The organism is Luteimonas sp. MC1825 (assembly GCF_014764385.1).
In the GTDB taxonomy this organism is placed as follows: domain Bacteria; phylum Pseudomonadota; class Gammaproteobacteria; order Xanthomonadales; family Xanthomonadaceae; genus Luteimonas.
Genome location: NZ_CP061714.1, coordinates 1,844,818 through 1,859,068, shown reverse-complemented (window position 1 = coordinate 1,859,068; position 14,251 = coordinate 1,844,818). Strand labels below are relative to the sequence as shown.

The window sequence follows — 14,251 nt, the reverse complement described above, 5'->3', positions numbered from 1 at the left end:
TTGCCAGGCACGAGCGCTCAGGCCGCCGACACCGACGACCTCACGCAGTCGCGGCCGTTGGCCTTGGCGCTGTACAGCGCCTGGTCGGCGATCTGGAAGGCGTCGTCGATGTCGTCGATCGTGCCGGGCTCGATGGTGTGCACGCCGACACTGGCCGACATGCGGATGGTGTCGCCATTGGAAATGCAGGGCTCTGCAATGAGCGACTGGCGCACCGCCTCGGCCACCGCGACCGCGGCGTGCAGGTCGTGGCCCGGCAGCGCGACCACGAACTCCTCGCCGCCAAAGCGCGCCGGCAACGCGTCGTGTGGCCGCAGCGCACGGCCGATGCGTTGCGTGGCCCAGCGCAGGCAGTCGTCGCCCACCAAATGGCCGTGCTCGTCGTTGACCGACTTGAAATGGTCGAGGTCGATCATCAGCAGCGACAGCGGCTTGCCGCCGTCGTTGCACTCGCGCAGCATCCGCTCGAAGGCTTCGTGGAAATAGGTGCGGTTGTAGAGGCCGGTCAGCCCGTCGCGGCGGCTGGAATCGTGCAGCCGCGCATGCGCCTCCTCCAGCTGCGCCAGCGCATTGCGCACCTCGCTGGTCCGCTGCGCCACCTTGCGCTCGAGCATCAGGTTGGCGTCGCTGACGATGCGTTCGTTCTCGTTGCGCAGTGACGCATACCGGTAGCTCAGCGCGATCGACAGGAACAGCATCTCCAGCGCGGAGCCCAGCTGCACGCCGTACTCGGTGATGAACGACTTGGGCAACACGCCGAACGCGACCAGCGTGAACACCGCGGTACCGGCGAGGAACATGCTCCACGACAGCAGGAACAGCCGCGCCGGCGCGTAGCCACGGCGCAGCGCCACGATGCTGACGATGGTTATCCAGATGATGCTGGCCAGCACCGCCAGCGACACCGCCTGGGTGATGATGCGGTAGGGCACGATGATCGCGGCGATGCCGAATGCCACGAACGCGGCGATGGCGGCGATGCTCACGGCATTGCCGCGCGGCCAGCGCTCGCCCAGCCCGAGGAACACGCGCGCGAACTGGTGCATGCCCACCAGCGCCAGGCTGATCGACAGCGGCACCGACTTGTCGGCAAGCCAGGTGTTGTCCGGCCACAGGTACTCGAAGCCCAGGCCGTTCAGGCAGAACAGCACCAGGCCGAACGCCCCGATGTGGAACAGGTACCAGAAGTAACTGGCATCGCGCAGCACCAGCCACAGCACCAGGTTGTAGAAGAACAGCGCCAGCAGGATGCCGTAATACAGGCCGATGGCGAACTGCGCATCGCGCGACATCTCGATGAACGCGCTCGGGGTGTACAGCACCAGCGGCACCTGCATCGAGCTCTGGCTCTGCACCCGGATCAGCAGTTCGACGCGCTGGCCCACCGGCAGGTCGAGCAGGAAGTTGGGATGCCGGTAGCGGATGCTGCGCGCGGCGAAGGGCAGGGTGTCGCCGCCCGCGCGGTGCTCGATGCGCCCGTCGGGGTAACGGACATAGAGGTCGATGTGGTCGCTGAGCGGATAGGCCTGCACCAGCAGCCAGCGCGGTTCCGCGCGGTTCTCGTTGATGATCGCCGCATGGAACCAGAACGCGCCGTTCTGGAAGCCGAAGGTGGCATCGCTGCGCGGCAGCGGTGCGAACACGCCGTTGCCGACGCGCCGCCACGCGTCCTCCACCCCGTCGCTGGCGTCGGTGTCGTGGCGGTAGCTCATGTAGGGCGCGAGCGCGACCTCGCCGGTCGTTGCGCCAAGGCCCAGCGTGGGCGCGGCCCACGCGCTTGTGGCGCATGCCAGCAACAGGCAGAGGCAGGTCAGCAGCAGGCCCCTGGCGGGTCCGGGCCGCGCCTGGATCATGCCCATCTGCACATGCCTGCTTCCATGTCGCCCCTGCCCCCCCGTCTGGGCTGATCATATCCCCGCGGCGTCGTACTTTTGCAAACGCGGGTCGCCGGCATAATGGGCCACCGATCACGACGGAGCAGGTATGCCTTTGCTGCGCTGGATTACCGGGATTGCATTGCTGTTGGCGCTGGCGGGCCCGGCCACGGCCCGCGATGCGCTCACCGTGCTGCTGTTCGCCGACCCGCAGGTGAAGTCGGCGCGCGACATCGACTATTACGCGCGCGACATCGTCGAGCCGTTGCGCGCCGATGGCGGCATGGGTGCCGATCTCGGCATCACCCTGGGCGACATCGTCGATGACGCCGTCGCGCTGTACCCGGAGGTCAATGCGGCCACCGCGCGGCTCGGCATCCCGTGGCTGCACGTGCCGGGCAACCACGACCTGGACCCGGGCGCGGAAGGCGATGCCGGTTCGCTGTCGGCGTTCCACCGCAGCTATGGCCCGGACAGCTACGTGCGCGAGGAGCCGGAGGCGGCGTTCGTGGTGCTCGACAACGTCGTCAAGCTGCCGGGTGCGGGCAGCGGCTACGTCGGTGGCCTGCGCGAGGACCAGTTCGCGATGCTCGAGGCGTGGCTACCCGCCCAGCCGCACGACCGCCTGCTGGTGCTGGCGATGCACATCCCGCTGTTCGACACCGCGGCGCCGGGCCGCGCCGAGACCTTCCGCCGCGCCGACCGCGAGCGGCTGTTCGCGATGCTGCGCGATTTCCCCAAGGTGCTCGTGCTCAGCGGGCATCGCCACACCCAGCGTCATTACCGGCACGGGCCCGCGGACGGCTGGCACGGCGCCACGCCACTGCACGAGTACAACGTCGGCGCGGCCAGCGGCGCGTTCTGGTCGGGCGCTCCGGATGCCGAAGGCATCCCGGACGCCACCATGGCCGACGGCACGCCCAACGGCCACGCGCTGCTGCGGATCGCTCCCGACGGCGATTACCGCCTGTCCTGGCACCCGGCGCGGCTGCCGACGCACGACCCGGCCTTTACCCAGGCCATGGCGCTGCACGCGCCCGCGGTGCTGCGCCACGGTGCCTATCCGGCCTGGGCGGTCTACGCCAACGTGTTCATGGCCGAGGACGACAGCGTGGTCGAGTACCGCATCGACCGCGGTGACTGGCGCGCGATGGCCAAGGTGCTGCGCGCCGACCCGCGGCTGCTGGCCGAGAACGTGCGCGATGACGCCGCCGGTGCGCTGCGTGGCTACGACCGTTCGCCGGAAGCCGAGGTCTCGGCACATCTTTGGCGCGGCGCGCTGCCAACCGACCTCGCGCCGGGCGAGCATGAGGTCGAGGTGCGCACGTTCGACCGCTGGCACGGCGAGCAGCGCGCCCTGACCCGCTATCGCCTGGACCAGGCCGCTCCCGGGCACGGCGCATCACGCTGGAAGGCGGCGCACGGGGGCACGGGTCTCGCCACGGCGACCCGATAGTTGCGCGGACAGGTCAGGGCGTGATGGCGTCGAACGAATCCACGCGCGCGTGGCCGTTGGCCGCATCGCCCGTGCGCGGCTCCGGGTAATCCTGCAGTCGGTCGACCAGCACCGTGCGCAGGCCGGCATCGCGTGCGGCGTCGAGTTCGGCCACCACGTCGGACAGGAAGACGATCTCGCCCGGGTCGCGCTGCAGGCGCGCCGCGATGTTGGCGTAGCTCGCGGCCTCGCGCTTGCCGCCGACCTCGGTGTCGAAGAACGCGTCGAACAGTGGCAGCAGGTCGCCGGCATCGGAATGGCCGAAGAACAGCTTCTGCGCGGGCACGGAACCGGATGAGTACACCGCCAGCGGGTGGCCCGCGTCGTGCCAGCGGCGCAGCCCCGCGACCGCGTCCGGGTAGATGTGCGCGGTGAAATCGGCGCGCCGGTAACCGTCGCTCCACAGCATGCCCTGCAGCGCCTTGAGCGCGGTGTGCTTGCGGTCCTCGTCGATCCAGCCCTGCAGCGTCTCGACGATCATCGCGTCGTCGCACATCGCGCCATGCGCGGTGGCCACCTCGTCGAGCCAGCGCCGCACCTCGGGGTCATGGCCGCGCTCGCGCACGAACCGTGGCAGCTCGCGCCGCGCGTACGGAAACAGCACGTCGCGCACGAACGCGATACTGCCCGTGGTGCCCTCGATGTCGGTGAGTACAGTCGTTTTCATGGAAGCCGCGCCTCAGCGCGCGCCTTTTTCGTAGCGGGGAAACTTCCGCGCGATGTCGGTGCCGGTGAAGTGGCCGACCCAGCCGTCGGGCTGCTGGAAGAAGCGGATGGCGACGAATTCCGGCTCCGGTCCCATGTCGAACCAGTGCGTGGTGCCATCGGGGACCGCGATCAGGTCGTCCTTGACGCACTCGATCTCGTAGACCTTGCCGTCGACGTGCAGGGTGAACAGCCCGGACCCGGCGACGAAGAAGCGCACCTCGTCTTCCTTGTGGAAGTGCTCATCCAGGAACTTGCCGCGCATTTCCTCGCGCTTCGGATTGTCGGGGGCGATGCTGATCACGTCGACGGTGGTGAAGCCACGCTCGGCGCTGATGCGGTCGATGTCGGCCTTGTACGCGGCAATCACCTCGTCCTGCGACGCGCCCGCGGCGATCGGCTGCGTGGCCTGCCAGCGCTCGAACGTCACGCCGATCGCGTTCAGCTCGCGCGCGATGGCGTCGCCGTCGCCGGTGTCGAGCAGCGGGGTGGTGGGGGTGTCGTCGGCGAAGATGCGCAGGCGGCTCATGGGGGACTCCTGTGGATCAGTGGCGCGGCTGCAGCCGCAACAGCTCGAGCTCGCAGCCGAGCAGGAATTCGAAGGCTTCGAGGTGGCGGCGCGCCTCGGCCATGTCGCGGCCCCAGGCGTACAGGCCATGGCCGTCGATCAGGTAGCCCCACATCGGGCCATCGTCGAGCAGGGCGTCGACCTGCGCGGCCAGCGTGGGCATGTCCTGGCTGTTGGGCAGCACCGGCAGGTCGAGTTCCACCTCGTGTGTGGACGTGCCGGCGAACGCCTTCAGCAGTTCGTAGCCGGCCAGGTGCACGTGGCCGGCACCGGCGTACAGCCGCGAGGCAACGGTCTGCGTGCGCGAGTGCGTATGCAGCACGCAGCCGATGTCGGGAAAGCGGCGGTACAGCTGGGTGTGCAGCAGGGTCTCGGCCGAGGGCCGGTGGTCGCTGCCGACGGCGCGGCCGTCGAAGTCCACGACCATGATGTCGGCCTCGCACAGCTTGCCCTTGTCGCGGCCGGAAACGGTGATCGCGGCGTGGCGGTCGTCGAGCCGGCGCGAGAAGTTGCTGCTGGTCGCGGGTGTCCAGCCGGCCGCGGACAATTCGCGCACGTTGATGATGAGTTCGCCGGCGCGCTCGCGCAGTGCGTGGGTGTCGTAGGGCAGGGTGTCGGCCATGCCCGGATTCTACCGCGCGGGTCTAACGCGTGGCGCGGCGCGCGAATCCCCGGTAGCCGGCCCAGCACAGCAGGGCGATCACCAGCCCGCCGACCAGCGTGTCCACCGGCGTGGAATAGACCAGCAGGCCGCAGGCAACCAGGGCGCCCATGCCGAGCAGGCGCTCGCGCGGGCCCGACGGCAGCTCCGGCGAGCCGAGCAGGAGGCTGAGGCCGGCTGCGATGTACGCCATCACCACCAGCGTCACCACCATGTTGATGATGGTCTCGAACTGCGACGACACCGTCGGCGCCAGGGTGAACACCGCGATCAGGGTCATCGCCGACGCGATGATGAACAGCCCCCAGCGCGCCGAGCCGTTGGGATTCAGGCGTCCGAAGATCGCCGGCAGGAAGCCGCGATGCGCGGCGCGCGCGCCGGATTCGCCACTGACCAGCATCCAGCCGCCCAGCGTGCCGGTCGCCTTGATGGCCGCCGCCGCCGCGATCACCGGCACCGCCCACACGCCGAACATCTCGCCGGCGACCAGCGCGAAGGGCGCGCTCGATTCGGCGATGCGTTCGGCGGGCACGATGCCCATCATCAGCACCGACGACACCAGGTAGACCACGCCGGCGATCAGGATGCCGCCGATGGTGGCGCGCGGCACGTTGCGGTCCGGGTCACGCACCACGCCGGCGACCATCGCCCCGGTCTCAAGGCCCACGAACGCCCAGAAGATCGGCGCCAGCGACGCCATCACCACCACCGCGTCGGTCTCGCCGCTGACATTCCATGCGGCGCGGTAGATCTCGGGGTCGAAGCTGCCCCAGCCGGCGGTCAGCACCGCGACCACCGGCAGCAGGCCAAACACCACGCACAACGACTGGAAGCGCGCGATCGGGCGCGGCCCCATCAGGTTGATGGCGAACATCAGCCAGATCAGCGCGACCTGGCCGAACAGGCGCACGCCCTGTCCGTCACCCAGCTGGAGCAGGGCCACGATGTAGCCGAATGCCGCCACCGCGATGGCGTTGTTGCCGATCCACGACGAGATCCAGTACAGCGTGGTGGCCAGGAAGCCCATGTCGCGGCCCAAAGCGGGTCGCACGTAGTCGTCGGGCGAGGTCATGTCCGGGTAGGCGCGCGCCAGCCGCGCGAACGCCGCGCCGAGCACGATCGCGAGGATCGTGCCGAGCAGCCAGGCCAGCGCGGTCACGCCGCCGGACTTGGCCAGCGTGGCCGGCAGCAGGAAGAATCCCGAGCCGATCATGTTGTTGGCGACGACGAACGTCGCCAGCACCGGGCCGATCTTCTTCGCGCTGGCGACGACGTCAGTCATGGCGGCCCGCCCTCAACGTGTACGCAGCTTGCTGTGCCAGTGGCCGTAGCCGAAGTAGATCACCATGCCGATGGCCATCCAGCCCACGAACAGCGGCCAGTGCTCCATGAAGGGCGGCAGGAACAGGTACAGGCAGGCCGCGACGCCGAGCGGCGACACGACGTACACCAGCGGCACCCGGAACGGGCGCGCAAGGTCGGGCCGCTTGATGCGCAGCACCAGCACGCCGGCCGACACCGTGGCGAACGCCAGCAGGGTGCCCATCGACACCATCTCGCCGAGCAGGCCGATCGGCAGGAATCCCGCCAGGCACGCGGCAATCGCGCCGACGATGATCGTGCCCACGTAGGGCGTCTGGTACTTCGGGTGCACCCGGCCGAAGATCTTCGGCAGCAGGCCATCGCGCGCCATGCTGTAGAAGATGCGCGGCTGCGCCATCAGCATCACCAGGATCACCGACGACAGGCCGGCGATCGCACCCACCTCGACCAGCGACTTCAGCCACAGCAGGCTCGGGTAGGCCTCCAGCGCGGTGGACACGGGCTTCGGCGTCGACAGCTGCGGGTACGGCACCAGGCCGGTCAGCACGCCGCAGACCAGGATGTAGACGATGGTGCAGAACACCAGCGACCCGAGGATGCCGATCGGCATGTCGCGCTGCGGGTTTTTCGCCTCGCCCGCCGCGGTGGAGACCGCATCGAAGCCGATGTAGGCGAAGAACACGATCGACGCGCCGCGCACGATGCCTTCCACGCCGTACTTGCCCGGCCCCTCGTTGTCGGGGATGAAGGGCTGCCAGTTGGCCGGGTCGATGTACTGCAGGCCGAAGCCGATGAACAGCATGATCACCGTGACCTTGATGGCCACGATGATGGAGTTCACGAACGCAGACTGGGTGATGCCGACGTAGCACAGGCCGCTCACCGCGGCCACGATGCCCACAGCCGGCAGGTTGAGGATCGCGCCGGTACGCACGAATTCGCCGTTGGTGACGGTGAACGTGGCCATCGACAGTGCATCCGGGATCGGGATGCCGAGCGTGCCGAGGAAGCCGTTGAGGTAGCCCGACCAGCCGACCGCCACGGTGGAGGCCGCGAACAGGTATTCCAGCACCAGGCACCAGCCGATGAACCACGCCACGAACTCGCCGAGCGTGGCGTAGGCATAGGAGTAGGCGCTGCCGGAGACCGGCATCATCGACGCGAACTCGGCGTAGCACAGGCCCGCCAATGCGCAGGCGAAGCCCGCCAGCACGAAGCTCAGGACCACCGCCGGCCCGGCGTGTTCCGCCGCGGCATGCCCGGTCAGCACGAAGATGCCCGCGCCGATCACCGCGCCCACGCCCAGCAGGAACAGCTGCGTCGCGGTGAGCGTGCGCTTCAGGCTGATCTCGCCCTGCAGGCTGCCCTCGACCGGTTCGCCGGCATCGACGTGTGGAGCAGGCTCGATCGCCTTGACCCGCATGAGGTCCCTGAGCATTCGCGTGTTCCCCTTCGTTGTGGCAACGGACGGCGTGGGGACCGCGCTGCATTTGACGGCGCCGTGGGCACCATGGCTGCCGTACCTTGCCAAAGCATGGCGGGGATCACAAGCGGGATCGTCGGGCATGTGCAGGGCGATAATGGACCGCCGAGCGCGAGCCGAAGAATGTCGCAATGCACCATCCATCCGTACGCTGGCGGCGATCCAGCCGTCGATCTGCTCGCCGTTGCGTTTGGCGCGCACGCGCGACGTATGCCGGATGAGGGGGACGCGGCGCGGGTGTTCATCGAGCTCCTGCGCGATCGGGAAGATCCATTCCTGCGCACGCGACTGGCGGGTCATTTCACCGCGTCCGCGTTCGTGGTGAGTGCCGACGGCGGGCGCACGCTGCTCACCCACCATCGCAAGCTCGACCGCTGGCTGCAGCCGGGCGGCCACGCCGATGGTGATCGCGACCTTGCGCGCGTCGCCCTGCGCGAGGCTGAAGAGGAGACCGGGCTCATCGGGCTGGCGGTGGAAGGCGGGATCTTCGACCTCGACCGGCACTGGATCCCGGCGCGCAACGAGGTCCCGGGCCACTGGCACCACGACGTGCGCTACGTGGTGCGCGCGGGCGCCGACGAGCGTTATGTCGTCAGCGACGAGTCGCATGCGCTGGCGTGGCGCGACATCGCCGCCGTCGCCGCCGACGACGACGGCATCGACCCCTCATTGCGGCGCATGGCGCGCAAGTGGCTGGCGCGCGCGCCTCAGTAGAGGATGCGCGCGCGCAGCGTGGCGGGCACCGCGGCCAGCGCGGTCCGCAGGCCCTGCGCCTGCTCCGGCGTGGCGGTGATGTCGATCACCACGTAGCCGACCTTGCTGTCGGTGCGCAGGAACTGCCCGTCGATGTTCACGCCTGCCTGCGAGAAGATGTCGTTGACCTGCGACAGCACGCCGGGGACGTTGCGATGGATATGCAGCAGGCGCTGGCTGCCTTCGTGCCCGGGCAGGGTGACCTCGGGGAAGTTGACCGCCGACAGCGTGCTGCCGTTGTCGCTGTAGCGCACCAGCTTCGACGCCACCTCGATGCCGATGTTGTCCTGCGCCTCGAGCGTGCTGCCGCCGACGTGCGGGGTGAGGATCACGTTGTCGAAGCGCGTCAGCGGCGAGGCGAACGCGTCATCGTTGCCCTTCGGCTCCACCGGGAACACATCCACTGCCGCGCCGCCGACCTGGCCGCTGTCGAGCGCCGCGGCCAGGGCGTCGATGTCGACCACGGTACCGCGCGAGGCGTTGATCAGGTGCACGCCGGGCCTCATGGCCGCCAGTTCCGCGGCGCCGATCATCATCCGCGTGGACGCGTTCTCCGGCACGTGCAGGGTCACGACGTCCGAGCGCGCCAGCAGGTCGTCCAGGCCGGTCGCGGCCTGCGCGTTGCCGAGCGAGAGCTTGGCCTCGATGTCGTGGAACAGCACGCGCATGCCGAAGCCTTCCGCCAGCAGCCCGACCTGGGTGCCGATGTGGCCGTAGCCGATGATGCCGAGCGTCTTGCCGCGCACCTCGTGGCTGCCGGTCGCAGATTTCAGCCAGTCGCCGCGCAGGCAGGCCGCGTGCTTCCGCGGGATGCCGCGCATCAGCATGATAGCCTCGGCGATCACCAGCTCGGCCACGCTGCGGGTGTTGGAGTAGGGGGCGTTGAACACCGGCACGCCGGCGAGCTCGGCGGCATCCAGGTCCACCTGGTTGGTGCCGATGCAGAAGCAGCCGACCGCCAGCAGGCGCCGCGCGTCGGCCAGCACCTCGGCGGTCAGCTGGGTGCGCGAGCGGATGCCGACGATGTGCGCTTCGGCGATGCGCGCGCGCAGCTCGCCCTCGGGCAGCGACGACGCGAACGCCTCGATGTTCGAGTAGCCGGCATTGCGGAACACCTCGACCGCGCTGTCGCTGACGCCCTCGAGCAGCAGCACGCGGATGTCCTTGCGGGGGTAGGAGGTCTTGAGCATGCGGATGCGCCGGGCGGGCCCCCAAGTGTGCCAGCCGGGCGCGCATGTTGCACCGCAGCGCTGGACGCTGGCACGGGCGGCTGGCAGGCTGGCCGCACTGCAGCCAGCCGAGGTCCCGATGAACGATCCGCGCCTCCAGCGCCTGCATGACGCCGTCCCGGGCCTGGCGCTGACCACCGAGGCCCACGACCTGCTGCATTACGGCCGCGACTGGACCCGGCGCTGGACGCCCGCGCCGCTGGCGGTGGCGTTTCCGGCCAGCACTGCGCAGGTCTCCGCGGTGCTGCGCTGGGCCGGGGTGGAAGGCGTGGCGGTGGTCCCGTCAGGTGGCCGCACGGGATTGTCCGGCGGCGCGGTGGCCGCCAACGGCGAGCTGGTGCTGAGCCTGGAACGCATGCGCCGCGTGCTCGCCTTCGATGCGGTCGACCGCACGCTGGTCGTCGAGGCCGGCGTCGCGCTGGAGACGGTGCAGGAGGCGGCGCGCAGCCACGGACTGTACTACCCGGTCGATTTCGCCTCGCGCGGCTCCTGCACCATCGGCGGCAACATCGCCACCAACGCCGGCGGCATCCGCGTGCTGCGCTACGGCAACACCCGCGAATGGGTCGGCGGGCTGAAGCTGGTGACGGTCGCTGGTGACGTCCTAGACCTCAACCGCGGCCTGGTGAAGAACTCCAGCGGCTACGACCTGCGGCATCTCGCCATCGCCTCGGAGGGCACGCTGGGCGTGGTGGTGGAAGCCACGCTGCGGCTCACCGCGCCGCCGCCGCCCACCGCGACCATGCTCCTGGCGCTGCCCTCGTTCGCGGTGCTGATGCAGGTCTTCCAGGCGCTGCGCGAACGGCTGGCGCTGGAAGCGTTCGAGTTCTTCACCGATCGCGCCCTGCACCACGTGCTCGCGCATGGCGCGCAGGCGCCGTTCGCCGACGTGCATCCGTACTACGTGGTGGCCGAGTTCGCTGCCGACGGCGCCGATGATCCGCGCCTGCTCGACGCCTTCAGCCACTGCGCGGAGCAGGGTTGGGTGGCCGACGGCGTGATTGCCGGCAGCGACGCGCAGGCGGCGCAGCTGTGGCGGCTGCGCGAGGACATCACCGAAAGCCTCGCAGCATCGTTGCCTTACAAGAACGACGTGGCCGTGCGGGTGTCGGCGATGCCCGCGTTCCTGGCCGAGGCGCAGGCGCTGCTTGCGGCCGAGTATCCCGATTTCGAGGTGGTCTGGTTCGGCCACATCGGCGACGGCAACCTGCACATCAACGTGCTCAAGCCGGCCGACATGGATCAGGATCAGTTCGTGGCGCGCTGCGGCGCGGTCACTGCACACCTCGCCAGCCTGCTGAACCGCCATGGCGGCAGCATTTCCGCCGAGCACGGCATCGGCCTGGTCAAGAAGGCGTTTCTCGGCTCCACCCGCGATGCGGCGGAGATCGCGGTGATGCGCGCGGTGCGCGCCGCGCTGGACCCGGCCGGTATCCTCAACCCCGGCAAGCTGTTCGACGCCGACTCCCCCACCAGTGACTCCACGCCATGATCCGATCGCTCTGCGCCTGCGCGCTGCTCCTCCTCGCCACCGCCACCGCGCATGCGTCCAGCTTCGCCGGCACCAGCGGTGGCGCGTCCTCGGCGTCCAGCGCCGGTTCGTCCGGCTCGACGTCCGGCAACGACAAGATCGTGCTGCAGGCGCGCGAGGATGCCGCCGGCTTCGTCGCCACCGATGGCCGCATCCGCGGTGCGCGCCTCGAGGCGGCATTGCGCCACCTGCGCGGGCAGTCCGCCGCGGCTCGCGAGGCCAGCGACCTTGAACTGGCGCGGGCGATCCTCGCCCGCTGATGCGCTGATGCGTCGCTGGGCGCCGCGCCTGCTGCCGTGTTTGCTGGCCGTGTCGTGGCCGGCGCATGCGGCCCTGCAGTTGACCGTGGAAGCCGGCATCCCCGACGCCGAACTGGAGGCCAGCCGACGCTTGGTGGAGGCCACGCTGGCGCGGCTGCCGCCCGCGCTTCAGGACTGGGATGCCACCCTGACCCTGGGCTGGCGCGACGACCTGCCGGCGCAGGTCCACGGCCGCATCCTCCGCCAGCGCATCATGCTGGATCGCGCCCTGCTGGCCGCGTGGTCGACCAGCGGGCCCACATCCGCGCGCGGTGCCGCGATGGCGGCCCTCGTCCACGAGATTGCCCACGCCTGGGACCTGGGCCCCGGGGGACTCTCGCGCGAGCCGCGCACGCTGGACCTGGCCGGCTGGCAGGTGCGGCCGCTGTGGCCAGGCCGGGACGCGCGCAATGCCTTCGGCGAACGCAGCCCGGATGCCTACGAGCTCGCGTCGCCCGCGGAGTTCGTCGCGGTCAATCTCGAGCACTTCCTGCTCGATCCCGCGTACGCGTGCCGCCGGCCGTCGCTGCACGCGCACCTGTCGGCGCATTTCGGCTGGTCGCCCCCCGCGCAGCCGTGCCCGGTCACGCTCCCCTACGTCGATGCCGGCGTGCTGGCCGATGCCGATGCCGCGCCGCTGCTGGAGCTGGATCCGGCGCGCGTGTACGCGGTCGATTTACTGCTGGCGGACGGTAGCGACGCGGTGATGAGCCGCTGGGGTCATTCCATGCTGCGGCTGGTGGTGTGCGCGCCCGGGCGCGCGCCGGGCCCGGAGTGCCGGCTCGACCTCGACCACCATCGCGTGCTGTCGTTCCGCGCCTTCGTCGACGACGTGCAGGTCTCCAACTGGCGCGGCCTGACCGGCGGCTACCCGTCACGGCTGTTCGTGCTGCCGCTGCAGCAGGTCATCGACGAATACACGCGCGTCGAACTGCGCGGCCTCGACTCGTTGCCGCTGCGCCTGGATGCGGATGACATCGCGGCGCTGCTGCAACGCGCCGCGCGCGTGCACTGGAGCTATGACGGCCACTACCGCTTCGTCGGCAACAACTGCGCAGTCGAGACGTTCAAGCTGCTGCACGATGGCGTGCCGCGGCTCGCCGCCGCCGACCTGTCCGGCATCACGCCGAAAGGCCTGCTGCGGCGGCTGCGGCGCGCGGGCGTGGTGGACGACGCGCAGGTACCGGCAGGGGCCATGGAAGCGCTGCGCCTCGGCTACCGGTTCGAGCCCTGGAGCACGCACTACGCGGCGCTGTACGAGGTCGCGCGCGCGGAGTTGGCGTTGCCGGCGGAGAATGTCGAGGCGTGGTTCACGCTGCCGCCGCAGGTGCGCGCGGAATGGCTGCCGCACGCCGACATGCGCGCCTCGGCGGCGCTGCTGCTGCTGGAGGAAGCGGCATTGCAGCGCCTGGAGCTGCGCGCGCGCGACGTGCTCAAACGCCGGTTATCCAGGCGCGATGCGGGCGACCTCGCGCCGGTGGTGCGGGCGGCGCTTCGCGACGGGTCCGTCTTCTCGAGCCCGGCGGAACTGGTGTCGTTGCCCGGCTACGGGCTGCCGCAGCATGAGGAGCGCGAGCAGGCGCGCAGCGGTGCGGCCGCACGCGCGGCGCGCTTGCGCGGGGTCGAGGCCGATCTGCGCGCGCAGGCACGCGCCTGGCTGGATCCCGGGATGCGCGCGACATTGCGCCAGGTCGAAGCCAATGTCGCGCGCATCGGTGTGCGGCTGCGGGCGTTGGCCACTCCGCAGCGCGCGGGCTAGTCCGCGCGGCCGGAGAACTCGCCGCTGGTGGTGTTGACCAGCACGCGCTCGCCGTTGCCGATGTACTCCGGCACCTGGATCTCGATGCCGGTGGACAGCCGCGCCGGCTTCGGCCGCTTGGTAGCCGTGCCGCCCTTGAGTTCGGGCGGGGTTTCCACGACTTCGAGGGTCACGGTCTGCGGGAGCTGGAGCGCGACCGGGGCGTCGTCGATCAGCTGCACGTAGCAGCCGCTGAGGCCGTCGGTGATGTAGCCGGCGCCGTCGCCGACCATCGCGGGATCGAGCGGGTAGGGCGTGAAGTCCTCGTCGTCCATGAACACGAAGGCGTCGCCGTCCTTGTAGGAGAAGCTGGCCTGCCGGCGCAGCAGCTCCACTTCCTTCAGGTCGTCGTCACCATCGAACGAGGCGTCGGTCTTGTTGCCGCCGGGCACGCTGTACATGGTGAACCGGAAGCGCACGTTGCCGCCGCGGCCCTGCGGCGAGCTGCGGTCGATGTCGCGGACCTGGTAGACGGTGCCGTTGTGTTCGACCACGTTTCCTTTCTTGACGTCGTAGGCCTTCATCGTGGGTC

12 protein-coding genes and 1 pseudogene are annotated in these 14,251 nt (G+C 69.9%); 5 read left to right on the top strand and 8 right to left on the bottom strand.

Going from position 1 to position 14,251, the window contains the following annotated elements:
- Window positions 1-17: 17 nt before the first annotated feature.
- Window positions 18-1,859 (bottom strand): diguanylate cyclase, encoded by a 1,842-nt coding sequence (locus tag IDM46_RS08600; RefSeq protein WP_185115475.1) that lies wholly within the window; start codon window positions 1,857-1,859, stop codon window positions 18-20.
- A gap of 205 nt (window positions 1,860-2,064) precedes the next feature.
- On the opposite strand from IDM46_RS08600, the pseudogene IDM46_RS08595 reads away from it, so the two are divergent.
- Window positions 2,065-3,264, top strand: a pseudogene (locus tag IDM46_RS08595) (calcineurin-like phosphoesterase C-terminal domain-containing protein); the annotation flags it as partial.
- A gap of 79 nt (window positions 3,265-3,343) precedes the next feature.
- Here the strand turns inward: IDM46_RS08595 and mtnC are convergent.
- The 5 genes from mtnC to IDM46_RS08570 are packed head-to-tail and all read right to left on the bottom strand — an operon-like array spanning window position 3,344 to window position 8,064.
- Window positions 3,344-4,036 carry an acireductone synthase gene (gene mtnC / locus IDM46_RS08590; RefSeq protein WP_182820564.1) on the bottom strand — a complete coding sequence of 231 codons (693 nt, stop codon included), beginning with the start codon at window positions 4,034-4,036 and terminating at the stop codon, window positions 3,344-3,346.
- A gap of 12 nt (window positions 4,037-4,048) precedes the next feature.
- Window positions 4,049-4,603 carry an acireductone dioxygenase gene (locus tag IDM46_RS08585; RefSeq protein ID WP_182820565.1) on the bottom strand — a complete coding sequence of 185 codons (555 nt, stop codon included), beginning with the start codon at window positions 4,601-4,603 and terminating at the stop codon, window positions 4,049-4,051.
- 16 nt (window positions 4,604-4,619) lie between these two features.
- Window positions 4,620-5,264 carry a methylthioribulose 1-phosphate dehydratase gene (locus tag IDM46_RS08580; RefSeq protein WP_182820566.1) on the bottom strand — a complete coding sequence of 215 codons (645 nt, stop codon included), beginning with the start codon at window positions 5,262-5,264 and terminating at the stop codon, window positions 4,620-4,622.
- Window positions 5,265-5,286: 22 nt separating this feature from the next.
- Window positions 5,287-6,585 carry an amino acid permease gene (locus tag IDM46_RS08575; RefSeq protein WP_182820567.1) on the bottom strand — a complete coding sequence of 433 codons (1,299 nt, stop codon included), beginning with the start codon at window positions 6,583-6,585 and terminating at the stop codon, window positions 5,287-5,289.
- A gap of 12 nt (window positions 6,586-6,597) precedes the next feature.
- Window positions 6,598-8,064 (bottom strand): amino acid permease, encoded by a 1,467-nt coding sequence (locus IDM46_RS08570; RefSeq protein ID WP_182820568.1) that lies wholly within the window; start codon window positions 8,062-8,064, stop codon window positions 6,598-6,600.
- Between the two features lie 255 nt (window positions 8,065-8,319).
- Between IDM46_RS08570 and IDM46_RS08565 the strand changes: the two genes are divergently transcribed.
- Window positions 8,320-8,823 (top strand): NUDIX hydrolase, encoded by a 504-nt coding sequence (locus IDM46_RS08565; protein WP_185115586.1) that lies wholly within the window; start codon window positions 8,320-8,322, stop codon window positions 8,821-8,823.
- Here IDM46_RS08565 and serA read toward each other — a convergent pair.
- Complete coding sequence (gene serA, locus IDM46_RS08560; RefSeq protein ID WP_182823642.1) at window positions 8,817-10,058, bottom strand: phosphoglycerate dehydrogenase; 1,242 nt, start codon at window positions 10,056-10,058, stop codon at window positions 8,817-8,819. The genes IDM46_RS08565 and serA overlap by 7 nt on opposite strands.
- A gap of 112 nt (window positions 10,059-10,170) precedes the next feature.
- On the opposite strand from serA, the gene IDM46_RS08555 reads away from it, so the two are divergent.
- Genes IDM46_RS08555 through IDM46_RS08545 form a run of 3 tightly spaced genes read left to right on the top strand, consistent with a single transcriptional unit; the run spans window position 10,171 to window position 13,680 of the window.
- Window positions 10,171-11,583: an FAD-binding oxidoreductase gene (locus IDM46_RS08555; RefSeq protein ID WP_185115474.1), complete on the top strand. Its 1,413-nt coding sequence runs from the start codon at window positions 10,171-10,173 to the stop codon at window positions 11,581-11,583.
- Window positions 11,580-11,882, top strand: coding sequence for a DUF2388 domain-containing protein (locus tag IDM46_RS08550; RefSeq protein ID WP_182820571.1), 303 nt, complete (start codon window positions 11,580-11,582; stop codon window positions 11,880-11,882). The genes IDM46_RS08555 and IDM46_RS08550 overlap by 4 nt, the downstream gene beginning before the upstream one ends.
- A gap of 7 nt (window positions 11,883-11,889) precedes the next feature.
- Complete coding sequence (locus tag IDM46_RS08545; RefSeq protein ID WP_185115473.1) at window positions 11,890-13,680, top strand: DUF4105 domain-containing protein; 1,791 nt, start codon at window positions 11,890-11,892, stop codon at window positions 13,678-13,680.
- Here IDM46_RS08545 and yeiP read toward each other — a convergent pair.
- Complete coding sequence (gene yeiP / locus IDM46_RS08540; RefSeq protein WP_185115472.1) at window positions 13,677-14,243, bottom strand: elongation factor P-like protein YeiP; 567 nt, start codon at window positions 14,241-14,243, stop codon at window positions 13,677-13,679. The two genes, IDM46_RS08545 and yeiP, sit on opposite strands and share 4 nt — an antisense overlap.
- Window positions 14,244-14,251: the final 8 nt, after the last annotated feature.